The sequence below is a fragment of the Marimonas arenosa genome (assembly GCF_030848945.1).
GTDB classification, from domain to species: Bacteria; Pseudomonadota; Alphaproteobacteria; order Rhodobacterales; family Rhodobacteraceae; genus Marimonas; species Marimonas arenosa.
In genome coordinates, this window is the sequence record NZ_JANHAX010000001.1 from 680,119 (window position 1) to 695,656 (window position 15,538).

The 15,538-nt window shown below is 60.6% G+C and carries 14 protein-coding genes and 1 pseudogene; 1 reads left to right on the top strand and 14 read right to left on the bottom strand.

What is annotated here, in order from left to right; genetic code table 11:
* Positions 1-61: 61 nt before the first annotated feature.
* A pseudogene (locus NO357_RS21405) lies at positions 62-333 on the top strand (IS5/IS1182 family transposase); the annotation flags it as partial.
* A 558-nt stretch (positions 334-891) separates the two neighbouring features.
* Here the strand turns inward: NO357_RS21405 and NO357_RS03285 are convergent.
* From NO357_RS03285 to NO357_RS03350, 14 genes are all read right to left on the bottom strand, one after another.
* Positions 892-2,265, bottom strand: coding sequence for a sigma-54-dependent transcriptional regulator (locus tag NO357_RS03285; protein WP_306734183.1), 1,374 nt, complete (start codon positions 2,263-2,265; stop codon positions 892-894).
* Positions 2,262-4,145, bottom strand: coding sequence for a sensor histidine kinase (locus NO357_RS03290; protein ID WP_306734184.1), 1,884 nt, complete (start codon positions 4,143-4,145; stop codon positions 2,262-2,264). Before NO357_RS03290 ends, NO357_RS03285 begins: the two co-directional genes overlap by 4 nt.
* Positions 4,142-4,909, bottom strand: a complete 768-nt coding sequence (locus tag NO357_RS03295) for a 4Fe-4S dicluster domain-containing protein (RefSeq protein WP_306734185.1) — start codon at positions 4,907-4,909, stop codon at positions 4,142-4,144. Before NO357_RS03295 ends, NO357_RS03290 begins: the two co-directional genes overlap by 4 nt.
* A 5-nt stretch (positions 4,910-4,914) precedes the next feature.
* Complete coding sequence (locus NO357_RS03300) at positions 4,915-5,667, bottom strand: TorD/DmsD family molecular chaperone (protein ID WP_306734186.1); 753 nt, start codon at positions 5,665-5,667, stop codon at positions 4,915-4,917.
* Positions 5,657-6,331 carry a 4Fe-4S dicluster domain-containing protein gene (locus NO357_RS03305; protein WP_306734187.1) on the bottom strand — a complete coding sequence of 225 codons (675 nt, stop codon included), beginning with the start codon at positions 6,329-6,331 and terminating at the stop codon, positions 5,657-5,659. Before NO357_RS03305 ends, NO357_RS03300 begins: the two co-directional genes overlap by 11 nt.
* 21 nt (positions 6,332-6,352) lie before the next feature.
* Positions 6,353-8,911: a molybdopterin-containing oxidoreductase family protein gene (locus NO357_RS03310; RefSeq protein WP_306734188.1), complete on the bottom strand. Its 2,559-nt coding sequence runs from the start codon at positions 8,909-8,911 to the stop codon at positions 6,353-6,355.
* A gap of 11 nt (positions 8,912-8,922) precedes the next feature.
* On the bottom strand, positions 8,923-9,933 hold the full coding sequence (locus NO357_RS03315) for a hypothetical protein (RefSeq protein ID WP_306734189.1): 1,011 nt from the start codon (positions 9,931-9,933) through the stop codon (positions 8,923-8,925).
* A 75-nt stretch (positions 9,934-10,008) separates the two neighbouring features.
* Positions 10,009-10,452, bottom strand: a complete 444-nt coding sequence (locus NO357_RS03320) for a hypothetical protein (protein WP_306734190.1) — start codon at positions 10,450-10,452, stop codon at positions 10,009-10,011.
* A 107-nt stretch (positions 10,453-10,559) separates the two neighbouring features.
* Positions 10,560-11,501: a hypothetical protein gene (locus tag NO357_RS03325; protein ID WP_306734191.1), complete on the bottom strand. Its 942-nt coding sequence runs from the start codon at positions 11,499-11,501 to the stop codon at positions 10,560-10,562.
* 194 nt (positions 11,502-11,695) lie between these two features.
* Complete coding sequence (locus tag NO357_RS03330; RefSeq protein ID WP_306734192.1) at positions 11,696-11,989, bottom strand: hypothetical protein; 294 nt, start codon at positions 11,987-11,989, stop codon at positions 11,696-11,698.
* 551 nt (positions 11,990-12,540) lie between these two features.
* On the bottom strand, positions 12,541-13,248 hold the full coding sequence (locus tag NO357_RS03335) for an IS6 family transposase (RefSeq protein ID WP_306734193.1): 708 nt from the start codon (positions 13,246-13,248) through the stop codon (positions 12,541-12,543).
* 67 nt (positions 13,249-13,315) lie between these two features.
* On the bottom strand, positions 13,316-14,275 hold the full coding sequence (locus tag NO357_RS03340) for a 2-hydroxyacid dehydrogenase (RefSeq protein ID WP_306734194.1): 960 nt from the start codon (positions 14,273-14,275) through the stop codon (positions 13,316-13,318).
* A 1-nt stretch (position 14,276) separates the two neighbouring features.
* Complete coding sequence (locus tag NO357_RS03345) at positions 14,277-14,474, bottom strand: hypothetical protein (protein WP_306734195.1); 198 nt, start codon at positions 14,472-14,474, stop codon at positions 14,277-14,279.
* 15 nt (positions 14,475-14,489) lie between these two features.
* Positions 14,490-15,503 (bottom strand): amidase, encoded by a 1,014-nt coding sequence (locus tag NO357_RS03350; RefSeq protein ID WP_376744345.1) that lies wholly within the window; start codon positions 15,501-15,503, stop codon positions 14,490-14,492.
* Between the last annotated feature and the right edge of the window lie 35 nt (positions 15,504-15,538).

Here is a 15,538-nt window from a genome sequence, read left to right on the forward strand (position 1 = left end):
GGTTGAAAACCTCGTGCTCGATTGACGCCCAACTCGCTGATTCAATTTCCGCATTGAGCGGGAACCGAACAGAGAGGTGACTGGTAAAGTCACGGCCCACTAACGGGCATTGAAATGCGTCTGCCAAGCGTGCCTGTCCAAAGCCAAATGTTGCCCAAACGCGGACGCCCGCAAGTCGCCCGCGACATCGCCAAGACCCGACAGTATGACATCGCGATGAAGCTCCGGAAGAAAGTCGAGATGCTCTTCGCGCACCTCAAACACATTCTCGGCTTGGGGCGCCTCCGATCATGCGGTCCATGCGGCGCAAACGACGAACTCGTCCTCGCCGCAGGCGTTCTCCCAAGGCATGGTGACGCACCCACACCCGGTTAATCCCATAGTCGAAATTGCTCTTTCCTGAAACCTGTCTGGGCGTGTTCAAAAAGGCCACCTCAGCTCGGCAATCCGAACATAGCCGGCTTGCATGTCAAGTGTTGGGAAACTTTGTGCATTGCCGAACAACGCGAGCCGAAGCCAGCTCCGCAGAATTCGCACCGACAGCATGAATTCGCTGCACGGGCAAATGGCCGGTTGGTCCCGCTCAATAGTCATAGGCCTGACACAAACGCTGCGACGTCCTTCGAAGGTCCGTTTCGGGGAAGCTGCGCCGCAGCGATCGAGCAGGTAGTCAACGGCAAGTTTGGGCCGGGAGCAACGCCAGCGAGTGTCTTGGCCGACGGCTCGTGGCCGCATGACCGGTCAGAGCCCAAGGCACCGGATGCTGCGAATTGGCGGAGTGACAGTCATTCGGCCTTTTTCAGTCATGGGGGTCTGGTGTGGCCGTGAAACTGCCGACGTCGAAAAAACCTGGTCAGGTCGCGTTTCGGTCCAACGGTTAGCCCGTGGCGGCTAAGTGGCGTCAGAAGTAAGTCGCGAAATCAATCGGTACGTATTGCGCTCACTGATACCGAGAATCTTTGCGACTTTTCTCCGGTTTCCGTTGTGCCGCTCCAATAGAAATCGCAAATACGCCGTGCGCAGATGCTCCAATGTCGGTTCTTCCGAAAACAGAAGAGCCACCTCGTCTCCCTCCAATCCCTTCGCGTCGCTCGACATCCCCGCGCCGAACGATACGTGCTGCGGAACGATAAGCTCTGAGGCGCCGGAAACGATCACACCGCGTTCAATTGCATTTCGCAATTCCCGGACATTGCCGGGCCAATCATACCCAATCAGCGCATCCAGGGTTTCCGGTGCCAGCGTTTTGTCGGCCCCGCGCTGGAAGCTGCGGCTGTCCAGAAAGTGCTGCGCAAGCATGATCACATCCCTGCCACGGTCGCGTAGGGCAGGCACCACGATTCGGAAAGCGCTCAGCCGAAAATAGAGCTCGGAGCGAAAGTGTCCCTCCTCGACCAGATCGTGAAGATTGTGGCTTGTCCCCAGGAGTATCCGCACATTGGTCGAAACGTCTTCGGCCCCGCCTAAGCGCCGGAATTTGCCGGTTTCGAGAACGCGCAGAATGCGGCTTTGCATCGCCTGGGACACCTCGGCGATGTCGCTGAGAAAAACTGTTCCCTGATCAGCGAATTCAAACATGCCTTGCCGCTTGCTTTCTGCGCCCGGGAAAGCGCCCTGTTCGTGGCCGAAAAGCTCTGACATCAGGCTGTTTTCCTGGTTTGGATCACAGTCGATCGGAACGAAACGGCCAGCGGCGCGATCGCTGGCCTCGTGGATCGAGCGGGCAACCAATTCCTTCCCGGTGCCGGATTCGCCCTCGATCAGGACCGTGGGGCCGGCGGCGGAGTAAAGCTCGATCAAATGCCGCATCTCGGCCATGTTCGGGCTGTCGCCAACCAAAGCACTGCCCGCCGCCCGCCGCGCCTGCGACTGCCAATAAGCGACGTCGCGCTTCAACTCGGCGGTCTCGAAGGCGCGTTCCACTGCCAGTTCCAGCACGTCGTAACCAACCGGCTTGACCAGATAGTCACTGGCGCCGGTTCGCACCGCCTTCACCGCCTGATCTACGGCGCCGTACGCGGTCATCGTGATCACCGGCGCGCGTGGAAGGACTTCGATCATCAAATCAAGACCGTTGCAGTCAGGAAGGCGCAGATCGAGTAGGACCAGGTCAGGCGTGGCACTCTCGAGAAACGCCCGCGCATCCTGGCCGGTCAAAACCGAGGCAACGTTGAATCCCAGTTTCTCCAGCTGGTTCACCAACAGCTTGTTCAGGCTTTGATCGTCCTCGACGAGAAGGATTTTCTTGGGCGTGGTCTTGTTCATGCAGAGCCCTCACCAGCATTCGGCAAATCGACTGTGAAACGGGTTCCAACGCCAACCTGTGACGTGAATGTGAGGCTGCCGCCAAGGTGTTTGACGATTGACGAACAAATGGCAAGTCCCAAACCCCGGCCACGGCTACCATCGGCCCGTCTTGTCCAGAACGGAAGCAATATCTTAGCTTGGTCGCGCCTCGATATACCCACCCCGGTATCGATCACCTCAAGTCGAACCCGCTCGTCTTCTGCGCGGCACACGAACCGGAGTTCGCCACCACTTGGCATCGCATGAATGGCGTTGAGCGCCAGGTTGAAAACCAGGTTTCGGATATCGCTGTCGCGGGCCAGAACCCTGGGGCGCCCGTCAATAGTCTTGACGATTGCCACACCTGCCTGCTTGGCCTCAAAGTTCAGCAACGAAGCCGTATCATGAATGACCGGCGCCATATCGACCAGCTCCTGTTCGCCCTGCGGCAAGGCCGAAAGGCGCAACAGGCTTTCGGTGATCGATTGGCAATTGCCGATCTCAGTTTCCGCAATCTGCACTAGTTGCTTCATTTCCTCTGAAAGAGTGTCTTGGGATTTAAGCGATTTTAGGACCAGGCTGATCGACGACAGCGGATTGTGCACCTCATGCGCAATTCCGGCCGCCAGACTGCCCATTTCCGCCAACCGCTGCTTTTGCGAAATCGATAGGTCGCTTTCCATGTCGCGGATGGATTCGACGACGCAACGCTGATCGCGACCGTCAATCCGCAAGGTCACGGCGGCGGCCGAAATTTCAACGGACAGGTCCGTCCCTTCAGCATCGACGTGGGTGTGCCCGCACGTCAATCCCGACTGCCCCTGCCGCAAAACCTGCTCGACGGGACAACACACCAGCGTCGGCACGCAAGGCCGATCTCGCTTGTGGCTGGAGGCATAGCACAATTGCCCCTCGATAGTTTCGGCATCTGCCCCGATTTGCCTGCAATAGGCATTGTTGGCCATGACAATCTGGAAATCTTGGTCGATCACACGCACGCCGTCAGGGATGGCGTCGATCAGGGTTTGCAGGGCCACCTGCGCCGTGCGCAAGTCTTCGACGTTAGTTTCCAGCCGGGTGGCCATTTCGTCGAACCCGGCGCCCAACTGCGCCAGTTCGTCGGCGCCGTCGGCCCCGGTCCGGACACTCAGATCGCCGGCAGCCAATGCCCTTGTCGTCGCGGCCAGCCGGTTGAGCCGCGTCAGGATCAGCCGGTAGATCGCCAACCAAAGCCCCGCCTCGAGAAACACCAGCACCGCGATCCCCAAACCGGCAAGCATCAAGGCCCCGCGCCACACGAAGTCACCCACGTTCGACGCGTCATAATCCACGATCAGAAGCCCGTTGATCGGATGCTCCAACGCAGCACCGTGGCATTCCTTGCAGCGCGGCTTGTTGCGGACCGGGTTGATGCTGCGCAGCACCTGTTCGCCTGTGTCGAGCTCCCTGAACCCAGCCTGGCGCTCTCCGGTACGGCGGGCCCGGGAGAAGGCGTCGTCGCTCAGGGTTTTGAACACCTGGTCGGGATAGGATGAAAACCGAATTTCACCCTGCGGGTTGGCAATCATCACACCGGTCACATTGTCCTGTGCCCCCAAGCGGGCGACGATATCCTGAAGCCCTTCGAGATCGCGCTTGATCATCGCGTTTTCCAAGGCGGACTGCAAAAGCAGGTTCACATTCATCGACGCCTGTTCCTGCACCCGCAGGATCGAGGATTTGTATTGCTGGGTCACCACCAAAAGAAAGATGCCTGAGGCGACCAGGATCAGCAGCGCGGCAACCACTGCGAGTTGCCGCTGCAGGCTGCCCCTGATCCAGTGCCGCACCCCGCACCACCGTGCGACTTCTTCGTTCATGGAAGAACCTGAAACAGTTTCCGGTGAACGTTGTTATTTTCGCAAATGTGGCATTGACCGGTGCGCCGGCCCCCGCGTTCGGGCGCATGCACATTCACCCCGCAGGCCGTGCAGGTCCAGCTGACCAAAGGAATATCGTCTGGTTTTTTCGCCATCGCCTCGAGTCTGATTGCAGAAAAAGAACAAACATCTCCGCACACCCCACAAGCATCGCATGTCGAAGGCGCAGACGTATAACGGCTCGCTCCGGTCTCGTCCTTGATCTGGGTCAGTGCGTCGTGTGGGCAGACCCGCAAACAGGCATCGCAACCGGTACAGCGCTCCGGATCGATCACTGGGACAGAGGCAAAAATCACCCCGTCGCCATCGGCCGCCATCGCCTGCAATCTGGCGAGCGCACCACCTTCAGGGGGCTCGCCTCTATCCGGTTGAAGCCCGAGCATGGCGCGACGCCCGCCAACCATGTGTTGCTCGTCCAGTATCGCCTGCGCCTTGCGCGCCAGTTTCGTGCCACCAGCCGCGGTCCGCACGTGTAGTCGCCCCATTCCGCGTGCCGCCAGCAAGGCATTGAACCGGTGCAGATCGTCGGGCAGGCCACCGCCCTCGCTGTTCTCAATCACAACGACATCGTGAACCCCCCGCAGATACGCGTCGGCCAGCACCTCGAACAGGTCGATCTGCGACCGGGCACCGCCATTCGGCGCGGTTTGGCCTAGAACAAGCGCACCGTCACGTATCGCAAGACCAGAACGCCCAATCCCCATGGGTGTCACCAGCTTTCCGCAACACCCGGCACATAGGGCTCCGGTTCGGGCGTGAATTTGCGGCTTGTGTCGAGATCGGCAATCTCACGCACGTCGCGCGGCAAACCGGTGATCGCCTCTAGTTCCGAGCGCAGATCGTCGAGATAGGCAAGTGTCAATTGCATGACCGCCGCATAGAGCGGTTGTCTCACCCGGTCGGATGCCCGGCGACAGAATTCCGGCAGCCAGGCAAGCACATGCAGGTCAAGAAAGCGCGCCGCATCCATGGCGGCGACGCCCTGCCCCATGCTACAGAGAAATGACACGAACTGCAGTTCATGCACCAGATGGTCGTCCGCCCGCACCCGCCAGTCGGGGACGCTGATCCCGTAATGCTCGTACCAGTCGCGCACCTCGAACATCGGCATCTGCCGTTCCAGCTTGTCTTCGGTCAGCCAGACCGACCCGCTGGGCGACACGCGATAGCCGTGCGTCAGGTAGAGATCGGCAAATTCAGCGGCGAGATCATCCAGCGTGGACTCATCCGGCGCCGCACCAATGTCATCGAGCGCGCCCGAGAGCGCCTGAACCGCCTGTCGGCTGGCGTCGGTTCCAGCCACGTCGCGCAGGCCCGCGGCCACGTCATGCCGCCGCAACGCCGCCAGAAGGTCGCGGTCCAACTCACGGTCGTGAAACCGGATCAGAACATCCAGCCCCTCGGCCAGGTGGCGAAGACGCGCCGCCTCTACTGTGCTGATCTGCGGCGCCTCATTCACCATCTTCGGGCACTCCTTTTAAGTGTGGAACGAAACGGATTGAGGGGTTGGTCAATTCCGGATCGGCCATCGACTTGACCTGCCGCACCACCGTCTCATTCGGTCCAACCGCCTTGGTGTCATAGCTGCCATCGGCAATCTGGTCGATCGGCCCGACATCCAGCACCCGCATCATACAGGCAGCCACGCAATAGGGTTTGCGCCCGGCTTCCTGCTCGTCGATGCACATGTTGCACTTCGACACGATATTCTGCTCGGGGTCGTATTGCGGCGCGCCAAAGGGGCACGCGGCTTCGCATTTGCGGCAGCCAATGCAGAGCGTCGAGTCGATATCGACGATGCCGTTCTCGTTGCTCTTCCAGATCGCTCCGGTCGGGCAGGCAGGCAGGCAGGCCGGTTCGGCGCAGTGGTTGCATGACATGTTGATCTTGAACGCAAACACATTGGGATAGGTGCCACCTTCGATATACTGCACCCGCCGGAACCGGGGCCCGGGCGCCAGACCATTCTTGTCCTTGCAGGCCATTTCACAGGCCCGGCAGCCGATGCAATCGACGTTGTTGTGAATGAAACCCATCTGCATGTCCGGCACCACCGGCACATACGGCTCACGCTTCATCCGCTCGACGTTTTCCTTGATCCGTTCCTTATCGACTTGGTTGGCCATGTCTCGAACTCCTCGCGCCGATCACAGATCACGGCGGAACACATGGCTCCGCGCGGTTGAAAGTTGGTCCCATCCCGGGCGGTGGCTCATGTCTGATTTCCGGATATTGCACAGCACCGTGTTATAGGCGAAGGCCCCGGCCGGAGATGGATTGTCATCGGTAAGAAAGTCCGGGTTGCCCGCCCGATCGACCCCGTTTTCATCCAGGTCCATCCAGGCGCCTTCGTGCAGCACCACTACACCGGGCATGCACCGCTCGGTCACATAGACCGGGGTCACCACCTTGCCGCGATCGTTCCAAGCCTCGATGATGTCGCCGGTCTGGATGCCCAGTTTGCGGGCATCCGACGCGTTCATCGTGGTTTCCTGGCTGAAGGTTTCACGCAACCACGGGATGTTGTTGAAGATCGAGTGCGTCCGCCACCTTGGATGCGGGCTGATCATGTGGAACGGAAACTTCTCGGTCAGCGGGTGATTGAGACTCTCCCACGGTTCGATCCATTTCGGAATGGCCGGGATATGATAGCCATATTGGGTGCGGGTCCAGTCCGGCGTCTGCGCCAGCGTGGTCGAGAAGATCTCGATCCGCCCCGAGGGCGTGTTGAACGGCACCCCGTGTTCGATCTGATCGCGGAAGGCCACGTGTGGCTCGGGCAGAACGAACTTGTAAACCCCGCGCTTCTTGAATTCTTCCCAGCTCCACGTAACGCCCTGGTGGCTTTGAACATTGTGCCACCAGTCGACCAGATATGCCTCGTCGACCCAATCGGGGTTGTTGAAGTAATCCCGGTTGGCCTTGGGATTGTAGGCAGGGCCAAAACCCAACCGGTAGGCCAGTTCGGTGAACACCTGGAAGTCGGATTTGCTCTCACCCATCGGCTCGATCGCCTTGGGCCGGTGGATATAGTAATGCCCTTTGTACCAGGGCAGGGCCACATCGTGCCGCTCAAAGTGCGTGGCAATCGGCAACAGGTAGTCGGCCCAGATGCCGGTGGGCGTGATGGTGCTGTCCATGCACACCAGCAGGCTCTCGCCCTCGCCGTAGCTGTCGAGCTTGCGAATGGCTGCGATTTCCTTGTTGATATTCGTCAGCTGGTTGAACCAGTCCGAGCCTTGCCAAAATATCCCCCGAATGTTGGGGATCACCCCGTCGAGATGATCGTTGCGCGGCCAAAGCCCGGCCTCTTCGCGGCTGACATTGGGATAGTTGAGCACGATGTGAGCCCAACGGTCGGATTTGATCGAGGCGTACCAGACGTTGGAAAACTCGTCATAAGGATAGGCCACGGCCTCGGCGTGCCAGGCCTTGCCGACCCCCTCGGCACAGCCGCCCAGAACACCGATATTGCCGGTCATCGCCTGCAGCGCCGCCGCCATGCGGTTGTATTGCTCGCCATAGGCGTTGCGCCCTGGCGCCCAGCTTGCCTTCAGTGCCGCCGGTTTGGTGGTGGCATACATCTCGGCCAATTTCTTGATGTCGTCAGCCGAAACGCCGCAAATCTCGGCGGCCCATTCGGGAGTTTTCGGAACGCCGTCGCTGCGCCCCGAAATATAGTCCTGGAAGCTTTCCTGCCCCTGCGCCCAGGCCGGCATCGTACCGGGGTCCATGCCCTGGGTGAAGCGGTTGATGAAGTCCTGATCGTGCCAGCCGTTGTCCCAAATGTGATAGGCCATCCCGGCCATCATCGCGGCGTCGGTGTTGGGCCGGATCGGGATCCACCAAGCGTCATAGGCGGAGGCCGAGTCGGTATACTGCGGATCGACCAGCACGAATTTACAGCCGCGCTGTTTGGCCATGCGCATGTAATAGAAGGTGTTGCCGCCGTGGAAGGTATAGGCCGGGTTCCAGCCCCACATGATGATCAGCTTGGAATGCGCGAACGCGTCATCCTCGTTGCCGTCCTCGATGGTGCCGAACGTCGTACGAGAGGAAAAGGTCGTGCCCTGGTAGGACGGCACCGACCAGGACGACGTCCGGCAACCGAACAAGCCCAGGAACCTCCCAAGCAATCCTTCGATCTGGTCGGATTTGTGCAGCACGCCATAGGACGCCCCGGCATAGCTCTGATCGACAATCGCCGTGGGACCATAGGTGTCTTTCAAATGCACCATGCGCTGCGATATTTCGGTCAACGCCTGATCCCAACTGACGCGCTTGAACTTGCCTTCGCCGCGCTTGCCGACCCGTTTCATCGGGTAAAGCAGCCGTTCGGGCGAATAAAGTCGTAACCGGTATGACCGTCCGCGCAGGCAGGCGCGCAGCTGTGGCTTTTCCTCGGTGTCGGTGCCATACGCATCGCCCTGATAGGCACCGTTATCCGTGGACAGGCGCACGATCACGTCACCCTTCTTGTGCGCCACCAGCATGTGGCGCGAGCCGCAGTTGTGGGCACAACTGGTGACGACCGTTTCAAGCTCATCGTCGGTGGGATAGGGTTCGTATGCGAATGCCTTGGCCTCTTCCGCTCCTGCCCCCAGCACCAGCCCGGCGGTGGCTGTGGCAGCAGTGGTTTTCAGGAAGGCGCGGCGCGATTGGCTTTGCGGCGTGTCGACGGCCTCGGGCCGGTCATGAATGGTCATCTTCGCGCTCCTTATTCTGATGCCGGCAAGGCGTATTCGGGATCGGATTCGGTTGGGCGGCCTACTGCCCATTCCGGGATCTCGTCATCGTAAAGCTCAGGCCAGGTATGGCGCGGATAGGGATAGGAAATCCGGTACCACGACCGGCCACCGTGGCAGCCGTAGCAGGTGTCGGATGAGCTTTCTCGAGCAATCCGCTCGATGTTCTCGGCGTTGAGATAACTCACCCCGTGCCGCACCGTGCGGAAGGTCTCGGCGTGACAGCTCAGGCAGCCGTTGGGTGCTTCGGGGTATTCCCAATCCGCGCGCACCTCGTGCCAGGGCCCGTCGAGCCCCATGATCTCGGGCTCGGGAAAGGCACCGTGACAGCGCAGGCAGGTTTCAGATGGGTTGACCATCTTGCGCAGCGTGAACTCGGGGCTCGTTCCGGCGCTAAGCGCAGCGCGAGTTGGCACCATATCGGGGCTCTCCTCGCGCGGGTCGTTGCCCTTGTGGCAAAAATTGCACTCCAGGTTCATCACTTCCTTGGCGAATTCGCTTTCAAGGTGACGATAGTGAAAGCTTTCCTGATCCCCGGCATAGGTATCAAGCGTCTGATACCAGGCCAGTGTCGCGGTGATCGGCACCCCGGCGGGGGCGCTTTGCCGCGGTTTGCGGGTCAGGATCTCCTGGTGACAGACCAGGCACTCCTCGTTGCTGGCATCGGCCGCTGCGGGAGGGAAATGCAGCGGGTGATAGCGCGCCCGCTCGTAATCCAGCGTTGCCGCCAGCGAGCTGAGCGCCATGACCCGCTTGTCGATCTCGACCTGTTCCTCGTCCGTGCGCTCGGTCGGATTGGCATAGGTCACGCCCTCGGGATAGGGCACCGGTTCGATCTCAACAGCGTCCCCTTCGGCCGCCATGGCGGGCGTGCCTTTCAGCGGGCTGATCGCCGTCAGACCTCCAATTGCCAGCCCCAGGACCATAGCGCCCCATGGCGAATATCTGCGCGGCACTTTCGAAGACCATTCCATGAGTTTCATCTGCCAAATTCCATTCTCGATTCTGCGCAGGCCGTGCTGTTACAGCTCCGGACCTGAGTACTGGTGTTCAAATCCCTATCTGTGGGTCCATTGCAGGCAGGTGCGCCCGCTGGTCCCGTCACTGCTTTCGGTCGTCTCCCAATGCGTGCAGACCCAATTCGCGGTTGGCGCCTCGGTTGGCGGGTTTTCGGCCACCGGAGCGGTTGTGGTGCCCGGTGTCTCCGGCGCGGCGGCCTCATCAGCGGCCGGCTCGGGCACCGTTGGCGTGCCGGTCACAGGCGCCGTCTCAGTGGTCTCGGTGGTGTCATCAGCGGCGGGTGCAGGCTCGGCCGTGTCGGTGCCTTCAGAGGCGTCGGCGGGCTGCGTCTCGCTGGTTTGCGTGTCTGTCGCCGGGGCGCTGGTTGTTTGCGGGTCCGCTGTTTGTGTCTGGGTCGGGTCCGGGCGCCCGATCCAGACAACAGCCAAGATTACGATGATGGCCGCGACCGCAACGATGTTCAAAACCATACTGCGTGGCATGATCCGACGCTTTCCTTGATGTCAGGGGAGTGAGAGGGCGGCGTACCGCCCTCTCGGGGTTTCGATCTGATCCGGGTGGATCAGTTGGCTTCGGTATTGGGCCGGGCTCAGTTGCTCGACATACCCGACATGCCACCCATGCCGGACATACCGCCCATGCCGGACATGCCTGACATACCGCCCATACCAGACATGCCGCTCATGCCGCCCATACCAGACATGCCGCTCATGCCGCCCATACCCGACATGCCACCCATGCCGGTCGGCGGGTTCCAGGTGCCGGACATGCCGCCCATGCCGCCCATACCCGACATGCCACCCATGCCGCTCATGCCGTGCATGCGGCCATAGCCGAACGGGCCGCCCATCGGACGCAGGACTGCGGTGTACTGGGTGCAGGTCCAGCCGGATGCAGCAGCGTGGCCGCCCATACCGGACATACCGCCCATGCCGGACATTCCCGACATGCCGCCCATACCGGACATGCCGGACATTCCGCCCATGCCGGACATTCCAGACATGCCACCCATGCCGCTCATGCCGCCCATACCGGACATGCCGGACATTCCGCCCATGCCGGACATTCCAGACATGCCACCCATGCCGCTCATGCCACCCATGCCGGACATTCCGTCCATACCGGACATGCCGCCCATGCCGGACATTCCCGACATGCCGCCCATGCCGGACATTCCAGACATGCCACCCATGCCACCCATGCCGGACATTCCGTCCATACCGGACATGCCGCCCATGCCGGACATGCCGCCCATGCCGGACATTCCCGACATACCGCCCATGCCCATCATGCCGCCGCGGGCCGTTTTGGTCCATTGGGTGCAGACCCAGCCGCCGCCATGACCGCCATAGCCAGCCATGCCGCTCATACCGGACATGCCACCCATGCCGGACATGCCGCCCATGCCGGACATACCCGACATACCGCCCATGCCACCCATACCGGACATACCGCCCATGCCGGACATTCCCGACATGCCACCCATGCCTCCCATGCCGGACATTCCGTCCATGCCACTCATCCCCGACATGCCGCTTTGCTGAGCATTCGCGACCGCCGGAAGGGCAAGAACAGACGCCGAGCACAGGGCAGCTGCTAATGTGTGCCGAAATCTCTTCGTCATAAGTCTTTCCTCCTTGGTTAGTGCCAGCCGCGTTTTTTGAAAGGGAAACTTGCGCTGGCTCTTCATATCGATGCGGGCGCAAGACGCGCCCGTATCGAATCTCAGTGCCAGCCCCTGATGTCGTAGGGGCCGGTCATTCCGGGTTTGATAAACGGGTTGAACCATCCGCCTTGGTCTTCAAGAAACCGCAGGCTGTAGGGGTAAGGCTTCGAGACTCCGCTAAGCGCGCGGGCATACCATGCCCCGCCCTTGTCATAGTTTTCGACAACAGGTGCGTTTGCGGGCCGTTCGGAAGGCTGGGTTCCGGCGACGAAAACGCCTTGCTCATCGGCATAGACCGGACCAGTCAAAAAAGTGAGAACCACACCTAAACCGACCCGTTGAAACCGCCGCATGGCGTTCTTCCCTCCAAAACAGTTGTCTTTGTGCGGCCCCGAAGCAGACGTGGGATCCCCCTCTCAGGACACGCCCGGATGATAGCTCTCACCGGCAAAGAAATCACAATTTTTTGTTTATTTTGAGGTAGTTGCAATCTGTTCGCTTGGGCTGGAGTCTGCCATTCTGGCAAGCTCCACCCGCAAAGCGGCAAAAACCCAGTGAAATTCGCGGGGCCCACCTGACAATCTGGCAATCCGCGCATGACTCTCCGTCATGCGCCCTATTGTCGCGCGGCTGCGGCAAGCGGATTTCACGTGCAATTCGATACGGTCACGGCGCGGTCAAGGCCATAACTACCGCTCTCGGCGACCGGCTCGGCGTCTCGAAAAGCTGATGCATTCAAGGCAAGCGCATTTGGAAGAAAAAGCTTGGCTCACTTTTTTGGGGCGCATAGCTTCATGGCAGACAATTCGCAAAGCCTGTAACACGTTGCCCGCACACATATACCGCCAGATGATGCTGTCAGAAGAATTCGAACTCGTCTCTTCTAGGACAGTAGCGCTGTCCCTTATGCCGCACAGAGACCGCGCCACTCTGCCAGAGCAACGGTTCGGTTTTGCTTGAAGTGATCTCGCGTAGAGAGGTTGCGGCCCTGGTTGAAGTGGTTGAAAACGGAAAAGTGGACGGCAGCGAATTTCTGCAGGCTTCGCATGCGGCGGAAGCGCTGCATCGCCCGTTCACGTCGTCCGAATGGCAGATGCGAGTTCTCAACTCTGTTGTTGAGCCAGCGACCGCACGATTGCAGATGGCCGCACCCCATTTCGCGAAGCGCGGCTTTGAAAGAAGGAAAGCGATCGGAGACTAGCACCTCGGGCTGGCCGTGTCGCCGCATCAATTTTCTCAACATTTTCGATGCAGCGCGCTTGTTGCGCCGTTTCGTGACGACACTTTCCAGCACCTCACCTTCGTGATCAACGGCCCGCCAGAGATAGTGCTGCTCGCCGTTGACCTTCACGAAGACCTCGTCGACATGCCATTGCCATCGTGAGAAGGCGCGCAGCTGCTGAACACGCCGCCGGCGGATCTCGGAGGCAAACATCGGCCCGAACCGGTTCCTCCAGAACCGGATGGTCTCGTGGCTCACGTCAATGCCGCGCTCGTTCAGCAGGTCTTCGACGTTTCTAAGAGACAACGGGAACCGGGCATATAGCATCACCGCAATGCGGATGATCTCAGGGCTCGTTTTGAAAAACTTGAATGGGGAGCGCTTGGTCATTCCGGGAGGTTACGAACGCCCCCTGCCCGTCTCAAGCCGAGTTAATCTGACATGACCTCCCCTTTGACTACAACGCATCGCGCGGGCGTTGCCCTGCGAAGAATCTGTCCAGATTGTCCAATGCGCGAAAACCCATGGCGTCGCGGGTCGAGACCGTCGCGCTGCCGATATGCGGCAGCATGAAGACGTTGTCATAGGTCGCCAAGGCCGGGTTGCCGCCGGGTTCGTCGGCAAAACAATCAAGTCCCGCTCCGGCCAGTTTACCGGAGCTGAGCGCCGCGCAAAGCGCGGTCTCGTCCACCAGCGCGCCACGAGCCGTGTTCACCATCACGGCGCCATCGGGCAGCATGGCGAAACGTTCGGCATTCATCAGGCCTGCGGTTTCGGCGGTTGCAGGACAATGCAGCGACAGGAAATCGGCAATGCCGAGCAAAGCCTCAATCGTGCCGTGATAGGTCGCACCAAGCTCAAGTTCGGGGTCAAGGCGGGCGCGGTTGTAGTAGTGGATCTCCATATCGAAACCGCGCGCCTTGGCGGCAAAGGCGCGGCCCACCCGGCCCATGCCGATGATCCCGAGTCGAGCTCCTGTGACTTGCTTGCCAACCATGAAGGCCGGGCTCCAACTGTCCCAAGAACCGGAGCGCACAAGCCGGTCACCTTCGACAGCGCGGCGGGCAGCGCCCAGCATCAGCAGCATGGCGATTTCCGCGGTCGCATCGTTCAGAACGTCGGGCGTGTTGGTCACAACAATGCCGCGTGCGTTGAGAGCCGGCAGGTCGCAGTGATCGACGCCCACCGAATGGTTGGCGATGATTTTCAGGCGCGGGTCCAGCCGCGCAGCGACGTCGGTTGAAAAATGCTCGGAATGGCAGGGAATGATGGCATCGACCCTTGAACTCATCGCGACAATATCGTCAGCGCTGCTTAACCGGTCTTCCCAGTTGATGATGCAATCGTAGTCGCGCTGCGCACGTTCGAGCGTGGCGTCGGACAGGCGTCGCGTGATCCAGACCGTGGGACGGGCCATCTCAATCGTCCTTCCGGATGCTTTCCTCCCAAAGGTCGTATAGCGCCAGCAGGATCACGAAAATTGCGATGACCATGAAGGGAAATCCGCCCCAGAACCCGGCGAAGCCGGTTGATATGGAATGCGACAAGCCGATGACGAAGGTCATCATCAGTCCGGTTCCGATGACGGCGACAACGATCGTGACTAGGCGGGACATGCTGAAGCTCCTTTTTCAGGCGTTGGTCGCAAGGGTGGTCTGTACCCAGTTGGCGGTGCGCAGCAGCCGATCGTCTTCTTCCGCCGCGCCGATCAGCTGCACGCCGACCGGCAGCCCGTTTTCCCCCACCAGAAGCGGGAGCGAGATCGCGGGAAGACCGGCGAGCGTCCAGATCGTGCAGAAGATCGGGTCACCGGTGCTACCGCCAATCAAAGGGGCCTCGCCCGTTGCGCTGGGGGCGAGGATGGCATCGAAATCGTTGAAATGATCTGCAAAGAACGCCTGGGCCGAGGTTTTCACGGCAAGGGCATCTTCATACTCGGCCTTGCTGATCTGGCGGCCACGTTCGATCACCGGCTGCAGGGTCGAACTCAGCTTGTCCCAATGCGCCTCTATGACGTCGGCCAGATGTTGGCAGAACTCGTACTCGTGGATCGTCGCCTGTACTGCGATCAGTGCATCGAGCTGAGGTGCCGTTGGAAAGCGTTCGACACGGGCGCCCAGGGCGTCCATCACGGCCTCTATCCCCTCGTGCGCATCCCGGTCCAGTCGGTCGTTGAAGGACAACTCGAACCAAGCGATGTCGGGCTCTATCGGCACCGCCGCCCGGGCACCGGCCAGCATCGGCGGGCGCGGGCGGGCAAAGCTGGCAGGGTCGGAGGGGTCAAAGCTGCCTACGGTTTCGACCAGCAGGGCGACATCGTCCAGCGTTCGTCCGAAACAACCGACTTGGTCGAGAGAAACCGAGGTTTGCAGAATGCCGCTGCGCGAGATTACACCGCGGGTCGGCTTGAACCCGTAGGTGCCGCAGAAAGAGGCAGGGCGGATCACCGAACCGTTTGTCTGCGTGCCAATGGCCAGCGGCACATGATACGCCGCGACGGCGGCGGCGGAACCGCTGGACGAACCACCCGGCGAGCGACCGGCATCGTGCGGGTTTGCGGTATCGGTGGGGTGCACGAAGGCCAGTTCGGTCGTCTTGGTTTTGCCCATGATGACCGCGCCAGCTTCGCGCAGGCGGTTGCCCACGTTGCACTCGCGCCTTGTCGTGCTGAAGTGTGAAT

Excerpts from the sequence above, each read along its gene's own strand:
- NO357_RS03320 (WP_306734190.1), bottom strand. The coding sequence starts at position 10,452 with ATGCCACGCAGTATGGTTTTGAACATCGTTGCGGTCGCGGCCATCATC.
- NO357_RS03340 (WP_306734194.1), bottom strand. The coding sequence starts at position 14,275 with ATGGCCCGTCCCACGGTCTGGATCACGCGACGCCTGTCCGACGCCACG.
- NO357_RS03335 (WP_306734193.1), bottom strand. The coding sequence starts at position 13,248 with ATGACCAAGCGCTCCCCATTCAAGTTTTTCAAAACGAGCCCTGAGATC.
- NO357_RS03300 (WP_306734186.1), bottom strand. The coding sequence starts at position 5,667 with ATGGTGAATGAGGCGCCGCAGATCAGCACAGTAGAGGCGGCGCGTCTT.
- NO357_RS03295 (WP_306734185.1), bottom strand. The coding sequence starts at position 4,909 with ATGGGGATTGGGCGTTCTGGTCTTGCGATACGTGACGGTGCGCTTGTT.
- NO357_RS03310 (WP_306734188.1), bottom strand. The coding sequence starts at position 8,911 with ATGACCATTCATGACCGGCCCGAGGCCGTCGACACGCCGCAAAGCCAA.
- NO357_RS03285 (WP_306734183.1), bottom strand. The coding sequence starts at position 2,265 with ATGAACAAGACCACGCCCAAGAAAATCCTTCTCGTCGAGGACGATCAA.
- NO357_RS03305 (WP_306734187.1), bottom strand. The coding sequence starts at position 6,331 with ATGGCCAACCAAGTCGATAAGGAACGGATCAAGGAAAACGTCGAGCGG.
- NO357_RS03330 (WP_306734192.1), bottom strand. The coding sequence starts at position 11,989 with ATGCGGCGGTTTCAACGGGTCGGTTTAGGTGTGGTTCTCACTTTTTTG.
- NO357_RS03345 (WP_306734195.1), bottom strand. The coding sequence starts at position 14,474 with ATGTCCCGCCTAGTCACGATCGTTGTCGCCGTCATCGGAACCGGACTG.
- NO357_RS03325 (WP_306734191.1), bottom strand. The coding sequence starts at position 11,501 with ATGTCGGGGATGAGTGGCATGGACGGAATGTCCGGCATGGGAGGCATG.
- NO357_RS03315 (WP_306734189.1), bottom strand. The coding sequence starts at position 9,933 with ATGAAACTCATGGAATGGTCTTCGAAAGTGCCGCGCAGATATTCGCCA.
- NO357_RS03290 (WP_306734184.1), bottom strand. The coding sequence starts at position 4,145 with ATGAACGAAGAAGTCGCACGGTGGTGCGGGGTGCGGCACTGGATCAGG.